Annotated in this window: 14 protein-coding genes; 13 read left to right on the top strand and 1 reads right to left on the bottom strand. The window is 41.8% G+C overall.

Going from position 1 to position 15,084, the window contains the following annotated elements; translation table 11 throughout:
* Positions 1–41: 41 nt before the first annotated feature.
* From ppk1 to DWX73_RS00095, 12 genes are all read left to right on the top strand, one after another.
* Positions 42–2,150, top strand: a complete 2,109-nt coding sequence (gene ppk1 / locus DWX73_RS00150) for a polyphosphate kinase 1 (protein ID WP_118346104.1) — start codon at positions 42–44, stop codon at positions 2,148–2,150.
* A gap of 2 nt (positions 2,151–2,152) precedes the next feature.
* The gene (gene glsA, locus DWX73_RS00145) at positions 2,153–3,106 is read left to right on the top strand and encodes a glutaminase A (RefSeq protein ID WP_199413515.1); all 954 of its coding nucleotides are present in this window, start codon (positions 2,153–2,155) and stop codon (positions 3,104–3,106) included.
* A gap of 145 nt (positions 3,107–3,251) precedes the next feature.
* On the top strand, positions 3,252–5,168 hold the full coding sequence (locus DWX73_RS00140; protein ID WP_330413332.1) for a DNA topoisomerase: 1,917 nt from the start codon (positions 3,252–3,254) through the stop codon (positions 5,166–5,168).
* A gap of 10 nt (positions 5,169–5,178) precedes the next feature.
* Positions 5,179–5,856, top strand: a complete 678-nt coding sequence (locus tag DWX73_RS00135) for an acyltransferase (protein WP_118346102.1) — start codon at positions 5,179–5,181, stop codon at positions 5,854–5,856.
* A 155-nt stretch (positions 5,857–6,011) separates the two neighbouring features.
* On the top strand, positions 6,012–6,710 hold the full coding sequence (locus tag DWX73_RS00130; protein WP_118346101.1) for an ABC transporter ATP-binding protein: 699 nt from the start codon (positions 6,012–6,014) through the stop codon (positions 6,708–6,710).
* The gene (locus tag DWX73_RS00125) at positions 6,707–7,771 is read left to right on the top strand and encodes a putative ABC exporter domain-containing protein (protein ID WP_118346099.1); all 1,065 of its coding nucleotides are present in this window, start codon (positions 6,707–6,709) and stop codon (positions 7,769–7,771) included. The genes DWX73_RS00130 and DWX73_RS00125 overlap by 4 nt, the downstream gene beginning before the upstream one ends.
* Complete coding sequence (locus DWX73_RS14235) at positions 7,768–8,271, top strand: putative ABC exporter domain-containing protein (protein WP_158556800.1); 504 nt, start codon at positions 7,768–7,770, stop codon at positions 8,269–8,271. The genes DWX73_RS00125 and DWX73_RS14235 overlap by 4 nt, the downstream gene beginning before the upstream one ends.
* A gap of 221 nt (positions 8,272–8,492) precedes the next feature.
* Positions 8,493–9,551, top strand: coding sequence for a recombinase RecA (gene recA, locus DWX73_RS00115; protein WP_118346096.1), 1,059 nt, complete (start codon positions 8,493–8,495; stop codon positions 9,549–9,551).
* A 1-nt stretch (position 9,552) separates the two neighbouring features.
* Complete coding sequence (locus DWX73_RS00110) at positions 9,553–10,173, top strand: regulatory protein RecX (RefSeq protein WP_118346095.1); 621 nt, start codon at positions 9,553–9,555, stop codon at positions 10,171–10,173.
* A gap of 84 nt (positions 10,174–10,257) precedes the next feature.
* On the top strand, positions 10,258–11,805 hold the full coding sequence (gene rny, locus DWX73_RS00105) for a ribonuclease Y (protein WP_118346093.1): 1,548 nt from the start codon (positions 10,258–10,260) through the stop codon (positions 11,803–11,805).
* A 149-nt stretch (positions 11,806–11,954) separates the two neighbouring features.
* Complete coding sequence (locus DWX73_RS00100; RefSeq protein ID WP_118346092.1) at positions 11,955–12,494, top strand: NUDIX hydrolase; 540 nt, start codon at positions 11,955–11,957, stop codon at positions 12,492–12,494.
* A gap of 59 nt (positions 12,495–12,553) precedes the next feature.
* Complete coding sequence (locus tag DWX73_RS00095) at positions 12,554–13,096, top strand: stage II sporulation protein M (RefSeq protein WP_118346090.1); 543 nt, start codon at positions 12,554–12,556, stop codon at positions 13,094–13,096.
* Positions 13,097–13,181: 85 nt separating this feature from the next.
* Here DWX73_RS00095 and DWX73_RS00090 read toward each other — a convergent pair whose 3' ends face one another.
* Positions 13,182–14,495 (bottom strand): polysaccharide biosynthesis protein, encoded by a 1,314-nt coding sequence (locus DWX73_RS00090; RefSeq protein ID WP_118346089.1) that lies wholly within the window; start codon positions 14,493–14,495, stop codon positions 13,182–13,184.
* A 127-nt stretch (positions 14,496–14,622) separates the two neighbouring features.
* Between DWX73_RS00090 and DWX73_RS00085 the strand changes: the two genes are divergently transcribed.
* On the top strand, positions 14,623–15,084 hold the full coding sequence (locus DWX73_RS00085) for an RrF2 family transcriptional regulator (RefSeq protein WP_118346087.1): 462 nt from the start codon (positions 14,623–14,625) through the stop codon (positions 15,082–15,084).

The following is a 15,084-nucleotide window of genomic DNA, read 5'->3' as shown; positions in this document are numbered from 1 at the left end:
TTCAGAAGCTGAGAATTGGAATCAGGATGAGGTGACAAAGCATGGAGAAAAAAATATTGGATTATACACAGAACAGAGAATTATCATGGCTTCGCTTTAATCAAAGAGTGCTTCAGGAGGCGCAGGATTTATCTGTGCCGCTTCTGGAGCGAATGAAATTTGTGGCGATTTTTACGAGCAATCTGGATGAGTTTTTTATGATCCGGGTAGGAAGCCTGCATGATATGGAAGCGCTGGGAGATGAAAGTATAGACAGACGTTCCGGAATGACGGCAGCAGAGCAGCTTGATGAAATCTATAAAGCGGTAGCGCCTCTTTATAAAGAGAGAGATAAGACTTATGCAGAAATCAAAAAACAGCTGAGTCCTTACGGAGTATGCGGACTTTCGTTTAAAGAACTGGAACAGCAGGAAAAGAAGTATGTAAAGAAATATTTTAAAGAACAGATCCTTCCTGTACTGTCTCCTCAGATTGTAGATGCGAATCACCCGTTCCCGCATCTGTTGAATAATACAATTTATGTGACCGCTAATCTGAAACAGGGAAATAAATCGATGCTCGGAATCATTCCGCTGCCGGATTTTATTTCGGACATCGTATATCTTCCGGGACATGATATCCGGTATATCCGAATGGAAAAGATTCTTATTGAGTATATGGAACTGATTTTTGATCAGTATGAGATTTCTGATAAGAATTATATTTGTGTAACCAGGAATGCGGATATCTCTCCGGATGATGAGACATTTGCGGATGATGCAGATTTTCGGAAGCGAATGAAAGAGACGCTTCATAAACGGCGCAGAATGGCGGTTGTGCGTCTTGAGACAGCGGAACCGCTGACAAAAGAAAATGAAAAATATTTTTGTGAAAAGTTTCAGATTGAACCAAAACAGATTTTCCGCACAAAGACACCAATGAAGTTGGGCTATATGTTTGCCGTTGCAGAAAAAGTACCGGAATCTATGAAACGTTCATTGATCTATCCGCCATTTCATCCACAGGAAGCCAGAATGGTTACGGATGGAAGCATTATGAAGCAAGTAAAGAAAAAAGATATTATGTTGTCTTATCCATATGAAAGCATGGAGCCGTTTTTAAAATTGATCAAAGAAGCATCTGTAGATCCCAATGTGATGACGATTAAGATTACGATTTATCGGCTGGCAAAGAAGACGAGGCTAGTGGAATACTTATGTGCTGCTGCAGAAAATGGCAAAGAAGTAACAGTATTGATTGAGCTGCGCGCCCGCTTTGACGAGCAGAACAATATTGACTGGTCGGAGCGGCTGGAAGAAGCAGGATGCCGTGTGATTTATGGGTTTGAGGGATATAAAGTACATTCTAAGATCTGTCTGATCACATATCGGAATCGAAATGAGATTCAGTATATCACTCAGATTGGCACAGGCAATTATAATGAGAAGACTGCTGCAATGTATACAGACCTTTGTCTTATGACGGCAAATAAGAAGATCGGAGAAGATGCGGCGATGTTTTTCCAGAATATGTCTATTGGTAATCTGGATGGCGAATATGATCAGCTGATTGTTTCTCCGAGCAGCTTAAAAAAGAATATTTTGAGCCTGATGGATGAAGAGATTGCCAAAGGGAAAAATGGACGTATTGTAATGAAAATGAATTCTGTAACGGATATGGATTTCATTCAGAAAGTCTCAGAAGCCTCTAAAGCAGGTGTCAAGGTAGATCTGATCGTGCGTGGAATCTGTTGTATTCTTCCAAAGGTGCCGGGAGAAACAGATAATGTTTCTGTAATGAGCATTGTAGGACGGTTTCTGGAGCATCCGCGTATTTTCTGCTTTGGGAATGGAGCTGACAAGAAAATTTATATTGGCTCGGCGGATATGATGACAAGAAATACCGAAAAACGTGTAGAAGTAGCCTGTCCGATCCTTGATCCAGAATTGAAAACATGGGTTACGCATATGCTGAAAACAATGTTGAACGATACCGTCAAAGGAAGAAATATGACGGCAGATGGTACTTATGTAAAACGGGGCAGAGAAGAAGATGGAGTAAATTCTCAGGAAGTATTTATGCATGAAGCGATTCGTGAAAGCAGAAATAAATCCGTTGTGGTAGAACATAAAACTATTTTTGATAAGATTAGAGCATGGATGCGTAAGTAGAAATGCTTTTAGCAGGAGGAACAGGTGTGGTAACGCAGGAATTATTAAAAGATGCGCTGAAGTACGGAAAATGTTTTGTAAGAAATGGTAATACAGCGAACTATATTCCGGAGCTTCAGCGGGTAAATAAATATCAGCTTGGAATCTGTGCAGTAGGGTTTGATGGAGATCTTCCGGAAGTTGTGGAAGTGGGAGATTCCCGGGTTCCGTTTACGATTCAGAGTATTTCTAAGATCATTTCCCTGATCCTTGCTGTGCGGGACAGAGGACCGGATTATTTGTTTCACGACAAAGTGGGAGTCGAGCCGACCGGTGATCCTTTTAATTCGATTGTAAAGTTGGAGACAAAATCCCGACCGTTTAATCCGTTTATCAATGCGGGGGCCATTGCGGTGGCCAGCTGCATTAACGGAACATCGGCGGATGAAAAGTTTGACCGTTTTTTGGAATTGACGCGAAAACTCTGTAATAACAAAGAAATCAGTCTGAATGAGAGTGTCTATCAGTCTGAGAAAGAAACCGGAGACCGCAATCGGGCATTGGCATATTATTTGAAAGCATCGGGAGTTCTGGAAGGAGATGTGGAGGAATGTCTTGATCTTTATTTCAGGATGTGTTCCGTAAGTGTAACAGCGCTTGATATTGCAAATCTAAGCGCGGTGCTTGCAAATCAGGGGAAATGTCCGTTTTCGAAGGAGATGCTGATTGAGCCTCACAGTGCAAAAGCGATTCGGGCGCTTATGCTTACTTGCGGAATGTATGATGGTTCTGGGGAATTTGCTATGTCAGTAGGATTCCCGGCAAAGAGCGGCGTCGGAGGAGGAATCGCGGTTCCGCTTGTTGGAAGAATGGGAATTGGGGTATTTGGACCGTCTCTGGATGAGAAAGGAAATAGCATCGGCGGAATTAAAATGCTGGAATTTTTATCTGAAAAGCTGGATTATCAATTATTTTAACAGGTGATTTTATCAGAAGAAAGACAGCATCAGAAAGGACAAGCATAGAATTTATGGGAAAATCACTATATATTGCGGAGAAACCAAGTGTTGCGCAGGAATTTGCGAAAGCATTAAAGCTTCAGCGGCCCGCAAAGACGGTTATTTGGAATCAGAGAATGCGATTGTGACATGGTGTGTTGGGCATCTTGTGACAATGAGCTATCCGGAGGTTTATGATGAGAAGCTGAAGCGTTGGAGTTTGGAAACGCTTCCGTTTATTCCGGAAGAATTCCGATATGAAGTTATTCCGGCAGTTGCAAAACAGTTTCGAACGGTGAAATCACTTTTGACGAGAGATGACGTGGACTGTATTTATGTTTGTACGGACTCCGGACGGGAAGGAGAGTATATTTACCGGCTCGTAGAACAGATGTCCGGAGTACATGGAAAGAAGCGGCTTCGTGTCTGGATTGATTCACAGACAGAAGATGAAATCTTAAGAGGCATTCGGGAGGCGAAAGATTTGTCGGCGTATGATAATCTTTCCGCCTCTGCTTATTTGAGAGCAAAAGAAGACTATCTGATGGGAATTAATTTTTCAAGACTTCTGACATTAAAATATGGAAACAGTATCGCAAACTTTACCGGAGCGAAATATACGGTGCTTTCTGTCGGGCGCGTTATGACCTGTGTGCTCGGTATGGTCGTTCGCCGGGAACGGGAGATTCGTAATTTTGTAAAAACTCCTTTTTATCGGGTACTGAATACGGTTTCACTGGATGGACGTACTTTTGAAGGCGAATGGCGAGCTGTGAAGGGCTCCAGATATTTTCAGTCTTTTGATCTTTATAAGGAAAATGGATTTAAAGAAAAACAAAAGGCAGAAGAATTTATTTCTTGGCTGAAGGAAGAAACGCCGCTTAGCTGTAAGGTTGTGTCTGTAGAGAAAAAACAGGAAAAGAAAAATCCGCCGCTGCTCTATAATCTGGCTGAACTTCAAAATGAATGTGCGAAGCGTTTTAAAATCAGTCCGGATGAGACACTGAAAATCGTGCAGGAACTGTATGAGAAAAAGCTCGTGACATATCCGAGAACAGATGCCAGAGTGCTTTCGACAGCGGTTGCAAAAGAGATTTCCAAAAATCTCAACGGATTGTCTAAATATGAGATGGCAAAACCATATTTGCAGGATATTTTGCAATTTGGAAGTCACAAAGGACTTGCAAAGACACGATATGTGAATGATAAACAGATTACAGACCACTATGCGATTATTCCAACCGGTCAGGGACTTAGTGCGCTGAACAGCGTTTCTCATACGGCGAAGCAGGTCTATGATGTTATTGTGAAACGCTTTCTTGGGATTTTTTATCCTCCGGCAATCTATCGCAAAATCGCAATTGTGACGGAGATGAGAGGGGAAATGTTTTTTTCATCTTTCAAAATCCTGGAGCAGGAAGGCTATCTGAAAGTAGCAGGCAAACCACTGCATAAAAAAGAAGATAAAGGGGAAGAAGAGGAAACAGAACTTGACAGCAGCTTTTTTGAACAGATCAAAATATTGAAAAAGGGTAGTATACTTCCGGTGCAGTCGTTGCACATAAAAGAGGGAGAGACATCGCCGCCGAAGCGCTATAATTCCGGTTCAATGATTTTGGCAATGGAAAATGCAGGGCAGTTGATCGAAGATGAGGAACTGCGGGCACAGATCAAAGGAAGCGGGATCGGTACAAGTGCTACAAGGGCAGAAATTCTGAAAAAACTGATACATATTAAGTATTTGGCTTTAAATAAGAAAACACAGGTCATTACACCGACATTGCTTGGAGAAATGGTCTTTGATGTAGTGGCAAATTCGATTAAATCACTATTAAATCCGGAACTGACTGCCAGTTGGGAAAAGGGGCTTACTTATGTGGCAGAAGGAGAAATTACTCCGGAAGAATATATGACAAAGCTTAGAAATTTTATTATCAGCAGAACGAATGGTGTGCTTGGCCTGAACAATCAGTATCAGCTGAGACGATACTATGAACAGGCAGCAGTATTTTATAAAACAGGTATTCATAAAAAGAAGTAGGAGAATGTGTATGAAAGAATTAACAGTATCAGAACTGTATTCACTGGATGAAACGCTTGCAAAAGATATTTTTGAGGATGTTACATATCCGTGGGAAGTCCTTCCGAAGATTGGTGAGTTTATTCCGAAGCTTGGAGATACTTTAAGTGAAGAAGAGTATGAAAAGCGTGGAGAAAATATATGGATTGCAAAAAGCGCTAAAGTTGCGCCAACGGCCTGCATTCATGGTCCTGCAATTATTGGAAAGGATGCGGAAGTACGCCACTGTGCATTTATTAGAGGGAATGCAATTGTTGGAGAAGGCGCTGTTGTGGGAAATTCTACAGAATTAAAAAATGTTATTTTGTTTAATAAAGTGCAGGTTCCTCATTATAACTATGTCGGAGACTCGGTGCTGGGATATAAAGCGCATATGGGCGCCGGATCGATTACTTCCAATGTGAAATCAGATAAGACACTTGTGACGGTCAAGACACCGGATGGTCCAATCGAGACCGGACTTAAAAAATTCGGAGCGATGCTCGGCGATAATGTAGAAGTTGGCTGCGGCAGTGTACTGAATCCGGGAACGGTGGTCGGAGCTCATACAAATATTTATCCGCTTTCCATGGTGAGGGAATTTGTGCCGGCCAACAGTATTTATAAAAAGCGCGGCGAAGTGGCAGAAAAGTACGAATCTGAAAATTAGAAGAAAACAACAGGATGCTCAAAAAATGAGCGTCCTTTTTGTTTGGAATGAGGATAAGAGCAAAGAAGCAGCAATTCCGCCTATGGATATTATATATTGACACAGAGAAATATCTGTATTAATATAATAATACAAAAGTTTTGAGGAGGGATAAAATGCTAGAAGTACAGGGATTATCAAAACGCTATGGAAAATATCTGGCAGTAGATCATGTTAGTTTCTCGATTCCGGATGGCTGTGTAGGAATTCTTCTTGGACCGAATGGAGCGGGAAAATCCACAATTATAAAAAGTATTGCAGGCCTGCTCAGGTATGACGGAGGAATTGGAATTCAAAAGATGTCGTCAAAATCACTGGAGGCGAAAAAAGTCTTTGCCTATGTGCCGGAAATTCCGGCTTTGTTTGATGCACTGACGGTACGTGAACATATAGAATATATTCGTAAGGCATATAAAAGCAGCATTACAGATGAAGAAATTGAAGGACTGCTTGCAAGATTTGAAATGAGTGACAAGCAGGATAAAATGGGAAATGAATTGTCTAAAGGAATGATGCAAAAGGTCAGTATCTGCTGCGCACTTGCAGTCAAGCCGCAGGTAATCTTATTTGATGAGCCTATGGTCGGACTGGATCCGAAAGCAATTAAGGAACTGAAAGAAGTTATTTTGGAATTAAAAGAAAATGGGGTAACGGTGCTCATCAGCACACATATGCTTGAAATGGTAGACGGCTTGTGGGATGTAATGTTTGTGATGGAGAAAGGAAAATTGATCGGAGCTTATAAGAAAGATGAGGTTGGCGGTAAAGATCTGGACGATCTGTTCTTCGAAATGACAGGCGGTGAGGAAGAATGAAAGCACTTTGGTATTTGAGAAAAACAATTTGGAAGAATCAAATAAAGAAGGCGCTGAAGCGACCGACAACGTATCTGTTTCTTGTTCTCGGAATATTTTATATCGGAATTATTGTTGCGGGAATCGGGACAGTTGCAGCAACCTTTCAATTTGATTCGGCATATGGATTTGTGATTTTGATGACGATTTGGAGTTTTTATATGATTCCTGCAAATTTCGTCAGCTATGCAGGCCGTAAAGGAATTATTTTCCGCCCCTGCCAGGCGCATTTTGTTTTTACTGCGCCGATTTCTCCAAAGAGAATTCTTCTTGATACAGCGGCATTAAATCTGGGATTGAGTATTGTGGGCGGTATTGTCATGAGCGTGATCGGTGTGTGGGTATTCCATCTTCCAATCTGGCGTGCGGCACTGATGTTTTTGCTCTGCTTTGTGTTGGAAATGGTTCTGGAATGCAGCCTGATTATCATTGTCTATGGAAGTGACCGTTTTGCTGATGGAAAGTTTAAACGATGGGGAATTTTCATCAAAGGAATTCTTATTGTTTCAGCGATATTTTTCCTGTGGTATTTCAAAGAAAACGGAATCAGCTTAAAAAGTGCTGCGGAACTGATCGAACATCCGGTTTTTCGGCTGCTTCCGGTAGTGGGATGGGATATCAGCGCTTTTCGGCTTGTGATTCTTGGTCCGGATCGTTTGAATGTAATCGGAACAGTATTATATCTGGGGCTGATTATACTTCTGACACTTATGGCGATCCGGATAAAAAACACAGGTGCTTATTATGAAGATGCGGCTAAATTTGCGGATGATTATCAAGAACTCCGTAACCGGAGCAAGCGGGGAGAGACTGGTTATAGTCTTGGGAAAAAGAAAAAATTCCGTACAGTAAAAGGCAATTTTGGAGGCGGCGCCAAAGCAATCTTCTATCGCCAGCTTTTGGAATATAAGAAAGAGCGGTTTTTTATTTTTGATTCGATGACGTTAATTTGTGTTGTTCTTGCCGGTGTTCTGGCGAAGATGATGGACCGCCGAAAGAAGGAATGCAGGGGCTGGTTATGATGGGATTGATCGCTTACATGAGTTTTTGTGCTTCCGGTTATGCCGGTAAATGGGACAAGGAGTTAGAAAATCCTTATTTATATCTGATTCCGGACACGGCAGTCAGAAAAATGTGGAATGCGACAAAGATGGAACATATAAAGGCATTTTTTGATGGACTGCTCATGGCGGGTATGATTGGATATTTCTGGCATGTACCATTCTGGCAGATAGCAGCAAGTATCGTAATATATGTACTTTTACAGGCAAATAAAATGTATTTAAAAGTATTTGCAAAAATGCTGCTTGGAAATACGATGGAAAATACAGGGCGTACAATTCTGCGGCTTCTCATTCAGTCAGCAGTGCTTGGAGTTGGTGTGCTTATATCAGTGGCAGCAGCAATCTTCCTGAATCCGGAAGTTGTATTTGCAGTTATGCTTGTCTACAGTCTGGCAGCAACTGTGATCGTAGCGCTGTTCGCATCTATGAAATTTGAAGTACTGGAGCAGAATGAATAACATTTAGGTGTAAAAAACAAAGGATTATCTGAACACACAATCTTCAGATAATCTTTTTGTATTATTCTATCTTTATATGGAAGGATATGCTATACTGAAGAAGCATCGTTTACAATTCCAAGGGGCAGGAATTCGATAAAAGACTATTGACAATTGAAAGAATGTATACTAATATATTCATAGAAACGAACATAAGTTCGTATTTAAAAGGAGTATGTAGAATGGCAAATAATATTGAAGATAGAAAGAAAGCACTAGATGCAGCGATTTCAAAATTGGAGAAAGATTTTGGGAAGGGAACAGTAATGAAGCTTGGGGATGCCAGTGCCAATGTGGCAGTGGAGACCGTTCCGACAGGTTCTTTGAGTCTTGATATTGCGCTTGGTCTGGGAGGAGTTCCAAAGGGACGTGTTATTGAGATTTATGGACCGGAGTCAAGTGGTAAGACAACAGTAGCGCTGCATATGATCTCCGAAGTACAAAAACGCGGCGGAATTGCCGGTTTCATTGATGCAGAGCATGCGCTTGATCCGGCATATGCTAAGAATATTGGTGTAGATATTGATGAACTTTATATTTCACAGCCAGACAGTGGGGATCAGGCATTAGAGATTGCAGAGACGATGGTTCGTTCCGGTGCAATGGACATTATTGTAATCGACTCCGTGGCAGCGCTCGTACCGCGTCAGGAGATTGAAGGAGATATGGGAGACAGCCATGTAGGATTGCAGGCACGTCTGATGTCTCAGGCGCTCAGAAAACTGACTCCGGTTATTAGCAAGTCGAACTGTGTGGTAATCTTTATCAATCAGCTGAGAGAGAAAGTTGGCGTGATGTTCGGCAATCCGGAGACAACGACAGGAGGACGCGCCTTGAAGTTTTATGCTTCTATCCGTATGGATGTCAGAAGAATCGAAACATTAAAACAAAGCGGTGAGATGGTAGGAAACCGTACAAGAATTAAGGTAGTTAAGAATAAGATTGCACCGCCATTTAAGGAAGCGGAATTTGATATTATGTTTGGAAAAGGTATTTCCAAAGAAGGAGATATTCTGGATCTGGCAACAAGCATTGATCTTGTGAACAAGAGTGGCGCATGGTATGCTTATAACGGGAATAAGATTGGCCAGGGACGTGAGAATGCAAAGCAATATTTATCAGAACATCCGGATATTATGACAGAACTGGAGGCGAAAGTAAGAGAGCATTACGGTCTCGCACCGGCAGAGGAGTCTGCTGTACAGGTGCCGAAGCCGGAAACGGAGGCAGAAGAAGAGTAGTATGAAAGTAACGCGGGTAGAAGCCGTGACGAAGACAAAGTATAAAGTGTTTTTAGATGAACAGTTCGCCTTTGAATTATACAAAGGCGAACTGTCTCGCTATCAGATTGCTGAGGGTGCACAGATCAGTGAAACAATTTATGAGATGATTCGTCAGGAAGTTATTTTAAAACGTATAAAACTGCGGGCGCTTCATCTTTTAAATGTATCGGATCGAACAGAGGCAGATCTGCGAAGTAAACTTCGACAGAGTAATTATCCGGAAGATTTGATAGAAGAAGCTGTTGCATATGTGAAACGCTTTGGATATATCAATGATGAAAGGTATGTGCAGATGTATGTACTGAACCGGAAGGAGAAGAAGAGCCGAAGAGAAATCTATGCTGCCCTTCTGCAGAAAGGGATTCCGGGAGAACAAATTGATGAGGCGTTTGAATCCTGTTATGACCAGGAAGATGCGCTGGAAGCAATTTGCACACTCCTTTCTAAAAAAGGGTATCGGCCTGATATGGATGAGAATCAGAAGCAAAAGCTTTATGGCTATCTGGCGCGAAAAGGATTTGGTTATGAAGAAATTCGTCGTGCAATGGAGATTTCTTGTGGGGATGAAGGAAGTTTCTGATTGAATGCTTGACATATTTAACAAAACAGTATAAAATTTAACTGTTGTATTTGTACAATGAAAACTAAATAAGGAGGTGCTCCTGTGCTAGGTTATATAATTGTTGCTGTAGTTGTATCAGTAGTAACAGCAGGGCTTACTCACATGATCACGGTCAATAATCTGCGGAAAGATGCAGACAGTAAGATCGGGAATGCGGATAGTAAGGCGCGCGAGATTATAGATGATGCATTAAAAACGGCTGAAACGAAGAAAAAAGAAGCACTTTTGGAAGTGAAAGAAGAGTCCATTCGTACAAAGAATGAACTCGAGAAAGAATCGAAGGAACGCAGAGCAGAACTGCAGCGTTACGAGAAGAGAGTCCTTTCCAAAGAAGAAGCTCTTGATAAGCGTTCAGAAGCAATTGAGCAGAGAGAAGCTAGCTTTGTAACTCGTGAAGAACAGATTAAGCAGCGAGAAGTCAAAGCAGAAGAACTGACAAAACAAAGAGTACGGGAACTGGAACGAATCTCAGGTCTGACCTCCGAACAGGCAAAAGAATATCTGTTAAAAACTGTTGAAGATGATGTGAAACATGATACCGCTAAGATGGTAAAAGAACTGGAAAACCAGGCAAAGGAAGAGGCTGCAAAGAAAGCAAAAGAATATGTCGTAACTGCGATTCAGAAGTGTGCGGCTGATCATGTGGCAGAGACGACAATCTCTGTTGTACAGCTTCCAAGTGATGAGATGAAAGGACGTATTATTGGACGAGAAGGTCGTAATATCCGTACTTTAGAGACGATGACAGGAGTGGAATTGATTATCGATGATACTCCGGAAGCAGTTGTTTTATCCGGCTTTGATCCGATTCGAAGAGAAGTAGCGCGTATTGCTCTCGAAAAATTAATTGTGGATGGACGTATCCATCCGGCAAGAATTGAAGAGATGGTTGAGAAAGCACAGAAAGAAGTAGAAAGTATGATCCGTGAGGAAGGAGAGGCAGCAGCTCTTGAAGTTGGTGTTCATGGAATCCATCCGGAGCTGATCCGTCTGCTTGGCCGCATGAAGTTCCGTACAAGTTATGGACAGAATGCGCTGAAACATTCTATCGAAGTGGCGCAGCTTTCAGGACTTCTTGCAGGTGAGATTGGACTTGATGTCCGCGTTGCCAAACGTGCAGGACTTTTACATGATATTGGTAAATCCATTGATCATGATGTTGAAGGTTCTCATATCCAGATTGGAGTGGATCTTTGCCGTAAGTACAAAGAATCTGCAACAGTCATTAATGCAGTAGAATCTCATCATGGTGATGTAGAACCAGAATCTCTGATTGCATGTATCGTACAGGCAGCTGATACGATTTCTGCAGCGAGACCAGGTGCAAGAAGAGAGACATTAGAGACATACACAAACAGATTAAAACAGTTAGAAGATATCACCAACCAGTTTAAGGGAGTTGATAAGTCTTTTGCCATTCAGGCAGGAAGAGAGATTCGTGTCATGGTAGTTCCAGAACAGATCAGTGATGATGATATGGTGTTACTGGCACGGGATATTGCAAAACAGATTGAATTCGAATTGGAATATCCGGGACAGATTAAAGTCAATGTAATTCGTGAATCCAGAGCAACGGACTATGCGAAGTAATTGACCGAAAAAATAAGTCAAATATTATTTTGAAGTAAGATAAGGGTGGGATAACAAATATCCTGCCCTTTTTATTCTGTGGGAAACAAAAATGCCATTGGAGAACAGAAACAAATTTGTTATACTGAAAACAGATTGGAGGGAGAAGAATGGATTCTGTGAAACGAATTAAAAGAGATTTAGCGTATCGAGGAGCTGTGCTGGATGTTTACGATGATACGATGCTGACACCGGACGGCAAAACAGTTCACTATGATTTTATCCATCACAATGGTGCTGCCGCGGTGGTGCCGGTAAGAGAGGATGGGAAGATTTTGATGGTACGTCAATTTCGAAATGCGATCGATCGGGAGACAATTGAGATTCCGGCGGGGAAACTTGATACCATTGACGAGCCGGGAATTGTCTGTGCGAGCCGTGAGCTGGAAGAGGAGACAGGGTATCGCTCGGAAAATCTGGAAAAACTGATTACCATTCGCACGACAGTGGCGCTTTGTAATGAAAAAATTGAGATTTTTACAGCGAGAAATCTGATTCCATCAAAACAACATCTGGATGCGGATGAGTACATTGATGTGGAAGCCTATACGATAGAAGAACTGAAAGAAAAGATTTTGAATCAGGAAATTGAAGACAGTAAAACGATTGCGGCTATTCTTGCATACGATGCAAAATATCATGCAGAATAAACTTGAATAAAACAATAACCTCGGCATATATATAGTATCAACAGATGGGAGGGAGTCCTATGAAGATACGAAAGTCAAAGAAGCAGCTTTTGCTCTATTATATGGCGGGGTTTTTTGTCGGAATTCTATATGCCAATATTGTCGGAGGAAACACCCCGGATTCTTCCGGAATTTTTCAGGAATATTTTCTTAGACAGTATATGCAGACAGAAATTAATGTGAAGGAATATTTCTTTTATCTTTTACAGCTCCGTCTCTTTCCGCTGTCGTTGCTGGCAATAGCAGGATGCAGCAGATTCAAAAGCAGTGCTGCTGCGGTTTTTCTGCTCTGGACAGGCTTTAGCGGAGGGATTGTGGCGGTGGCGGCAGTTTTGAATCTTGGTATGAAAGGAATGCTTATCTGCATAGCTGGAATGTTTCCGCATATGATTGCTTATGGATTTGGATACGCCATATTACTTTGGTATTTGTATGGCTATCCGCAGATTCGGTGGAATATATGGAAGAGTACGACGGTGGGAGGGATATTTCTGATAGGGATTTTTATGGAAGCTTATGTAAATCCAGATATCATGAAGTTATTTATTCGACTTCTTGGTTAAAAAAGGGAGACAGAGGAAATGCTGATATTATAGCAGCTTCTGTCTCCTTTTTATGTGATGTGCCTGGAACATATTGTATTTTGGATTACGATATCCGTTTTAAAAGAAAAAAAGAAGAAAGGGTAATAAGTATTTGGCTTAAAAGCAGTCCCCATAAATATCCCTGGATGCCGCAAAAGGGAATAATCAGATAGACGCTGATGATTCTGACAGTGAGTCCGACCATGTTGATGAGCAGTGTGGACGATGTTTTTCCCAATCCGTTTAAAATACTCAAAAGAGCAGTGTTTAAGTAAAGAAATGGGCAGATCCAGGCAAGCGTTACGATGAAAGTTCCTGCAAGAGAGCTGTGGAATAGGACTTGCCCGATCACATTTCCTGCAAGAAGGAAACCGGTACAGCATATGATTCCGATAAAGATACAGAAGAAGACTACTTTAGAAACAAGTCTGTGCAGAGCAGTTTGGTTTTTAGACGCCTGTAACTCAGCTACAGTTGGCATTAGCATAGAAGACATGGAATTGGTTACAGCTGAAGGGAAAAGAATACATGGGAGTGCCATACCAGTTAGAACGCCATAGACAGAGAGTGATTCAGCAGTAGTTAATCCATACACCTTTAGACTGTGCGGAATAGATACAGCTTCGATGCTTTGTAAAAGATTTAATAATATACGGCTTGTGCTCAGTGGTATGGCAAGCTGCATAAGGCTTCTGAAGGGCTGAAACATTCCGCGGACTGCAGGACGCAGTTCTGCCTGTTGACGCTGTTCGGTAAGAAAATAAAAGACGGCATAAAAGGAAGAAATTATTTCTCCTGCAGCAAGACCAAGAATTGCAAATACAATGTTTGGAGTGAGATGCTGTCTGAGTGTAAAATGGCACAGGAGAAAGACAGTACTGACGCGGGCAAGCTGTTCAAGAAGCTGAGAAAAAGCGGGTACGTTTGTCCGGCGTTGTCCGAGATAATATCCACAGAGGCTGCTGTGAACAGCTCCAAAAGGAAAAGCATATGCCATCGAGTACAAAAGAGGAGCGCAGCGCTGATCTCCGAGAAAATGCAGAGCAATTACTGGAGAAGTTTGCTGTAGGAAAATCATACACAGGATAGAAAGTGTGCATGATATCATAAGACCGGTCATAAGACAGCGAACTGCCTGAAGAGATTTTCCGACAGCTGTATAGCGTGCTGTAAGACGAGAAATGGCAGTTTGGGTACCGGCACAGGTAAGAGAAAAGAAAAGAGCATATACGGGGAAAATGAGCTGATAAAGCCCAACAGCTTCTTCGCCGAAGGTATGACTTAGAAAAATCCGGTAATAAAAACCAATGAGCCGCGTAAGAATTCCGGCAAGGGTAAGGATAAGAGTTCCTTTGATAATAGAGTGCGTTTTGGACATAAAAACTCCTAATAGTGCTGTTAATAAAGCTTATTCCAGAAAATCTCTTGACAGAACAAAATAGTAATGTTATTCTAGCAATGGAAATCCTAGTAAAAGAGTAGGAATTAAAAAAGAAGGTGATCAGTTGAAACTATCTACAAAAGGACGGTATGGATTAAGAGCGATGATCGACCTGGCTCAGTACAGTGAAGAAGAGCCGGTATCCATCAGCAGTATTGCGGCAAGGCAGGAAATTTCAGAGCGTTATCTGGAACAGCTTATGTCGCTCCTTAGAAAAGCCGGCCTGATCAAAAGTATCCGTGGAGCCGGAGGCGGTTATGTTTTGGATAAAGCAGCGGTAGATATTTCTGTGGGGGATATTTTAAGAGCTCTGGAAGGAAGTCTTGAAGCAGTAGAGTGCGGGGGACTGCATCCGGAAGTGGGATGTGATACAGCTGACCGCTGTGTGACAAAATATGTCTGGCAGAAAATTAATGAAAGTATTACTCAGACAGTAAATGAAATAAAGCTGGATCAGCTTGTACGAGAAAGTAAGGAACTGTGTTCCTGCTGCGGACAGCGAGTGCCGGCAGAAAAAATAAAATAA

It is taken from the genome of Coprococcus sp. AF21-14LB, assembly GCF_003458885.1.
Classification (GTDB): domain Bacteria; phylum Bacillota; class Clostridia; order Lachnospirales; family Lachnospiraceae; genus UBA9414.
This window is presented reverse-complemented; position numbering and strand designations above follow the sequence as displayed.

Coding starts and splice junctions, on each gene's coding strand:
- DWX73_RS00130 (WP_118346101.1), top strand. CDS start 6,012: ATGCTAGAAGTACAGGGATTATCAAAACGCTATGGAAAATATCTGGCA.
- ppk1 (WP_118346104.1), top strand. CDS start 42: ATGGAGAAAAAAATATTGGATTATACACAGAACAGAGAATTATCATGG.
- DWX73_RS00125 (WP_118346099.1), top strand. CDS start 6,707: ATGAAAGCACTTTGGTATTTGAGAAAAACAATTTGGAAGAATCAAATA.
- DWX73_RS00110 (WP_118346095.1), top strand. CDS start 9,553: ATGAAAGTAACGCGGGTAGAAGCCGTGACGAAGACAAAGTATAAAGTG.
- DWX73_RS00100 (WP_118346092.1), top strand. CDS start 11,955: ATGGATTCTGTGAAACGAATTAAAAGAGATTTAGCGTATCGAGGAGCT.
- DWX73_RS14235 (WP_158556800.1), top strand. CDS start 7,768: ATGATGGGATTGATCGCTTACATGAGTTTTTGTGCTTCCGGTTATGCC.
- DWX73_RS00135 (WP_118346102.1), top strand. CDS start 5,179: ATGAAAGAATTAACAGTATCAGAACTGTATTCACTGGATGAAACGCTT.
- recA (WP_118346096.1), top strand. CDS start 8,493: ATGGCAAATAATATTGAAGATAGAAAGAAAGCACTAGATGCAGCGATT.
- DWX73_RS00090 (WP_118346089.1), bottom strand. CDS start 14,495: ATGTCCAAAACGCACTCTATTATCAAAGGAACTCTTATCCTTACCCTT.
- glsA (WP_199413515.1), top strand. CDS start 2,153: ATGCTTTTAGCAGGAGGAACAGGTGTGGTAACGCAGGAATTATTAAAA.
- DWX73_RS00095 (WP_118346090.1), top strand. CDS start 12,554: ATGAAGATACGAAAGTCAAAGAAGCAGCTTTTGCTCTATTATATGGCG.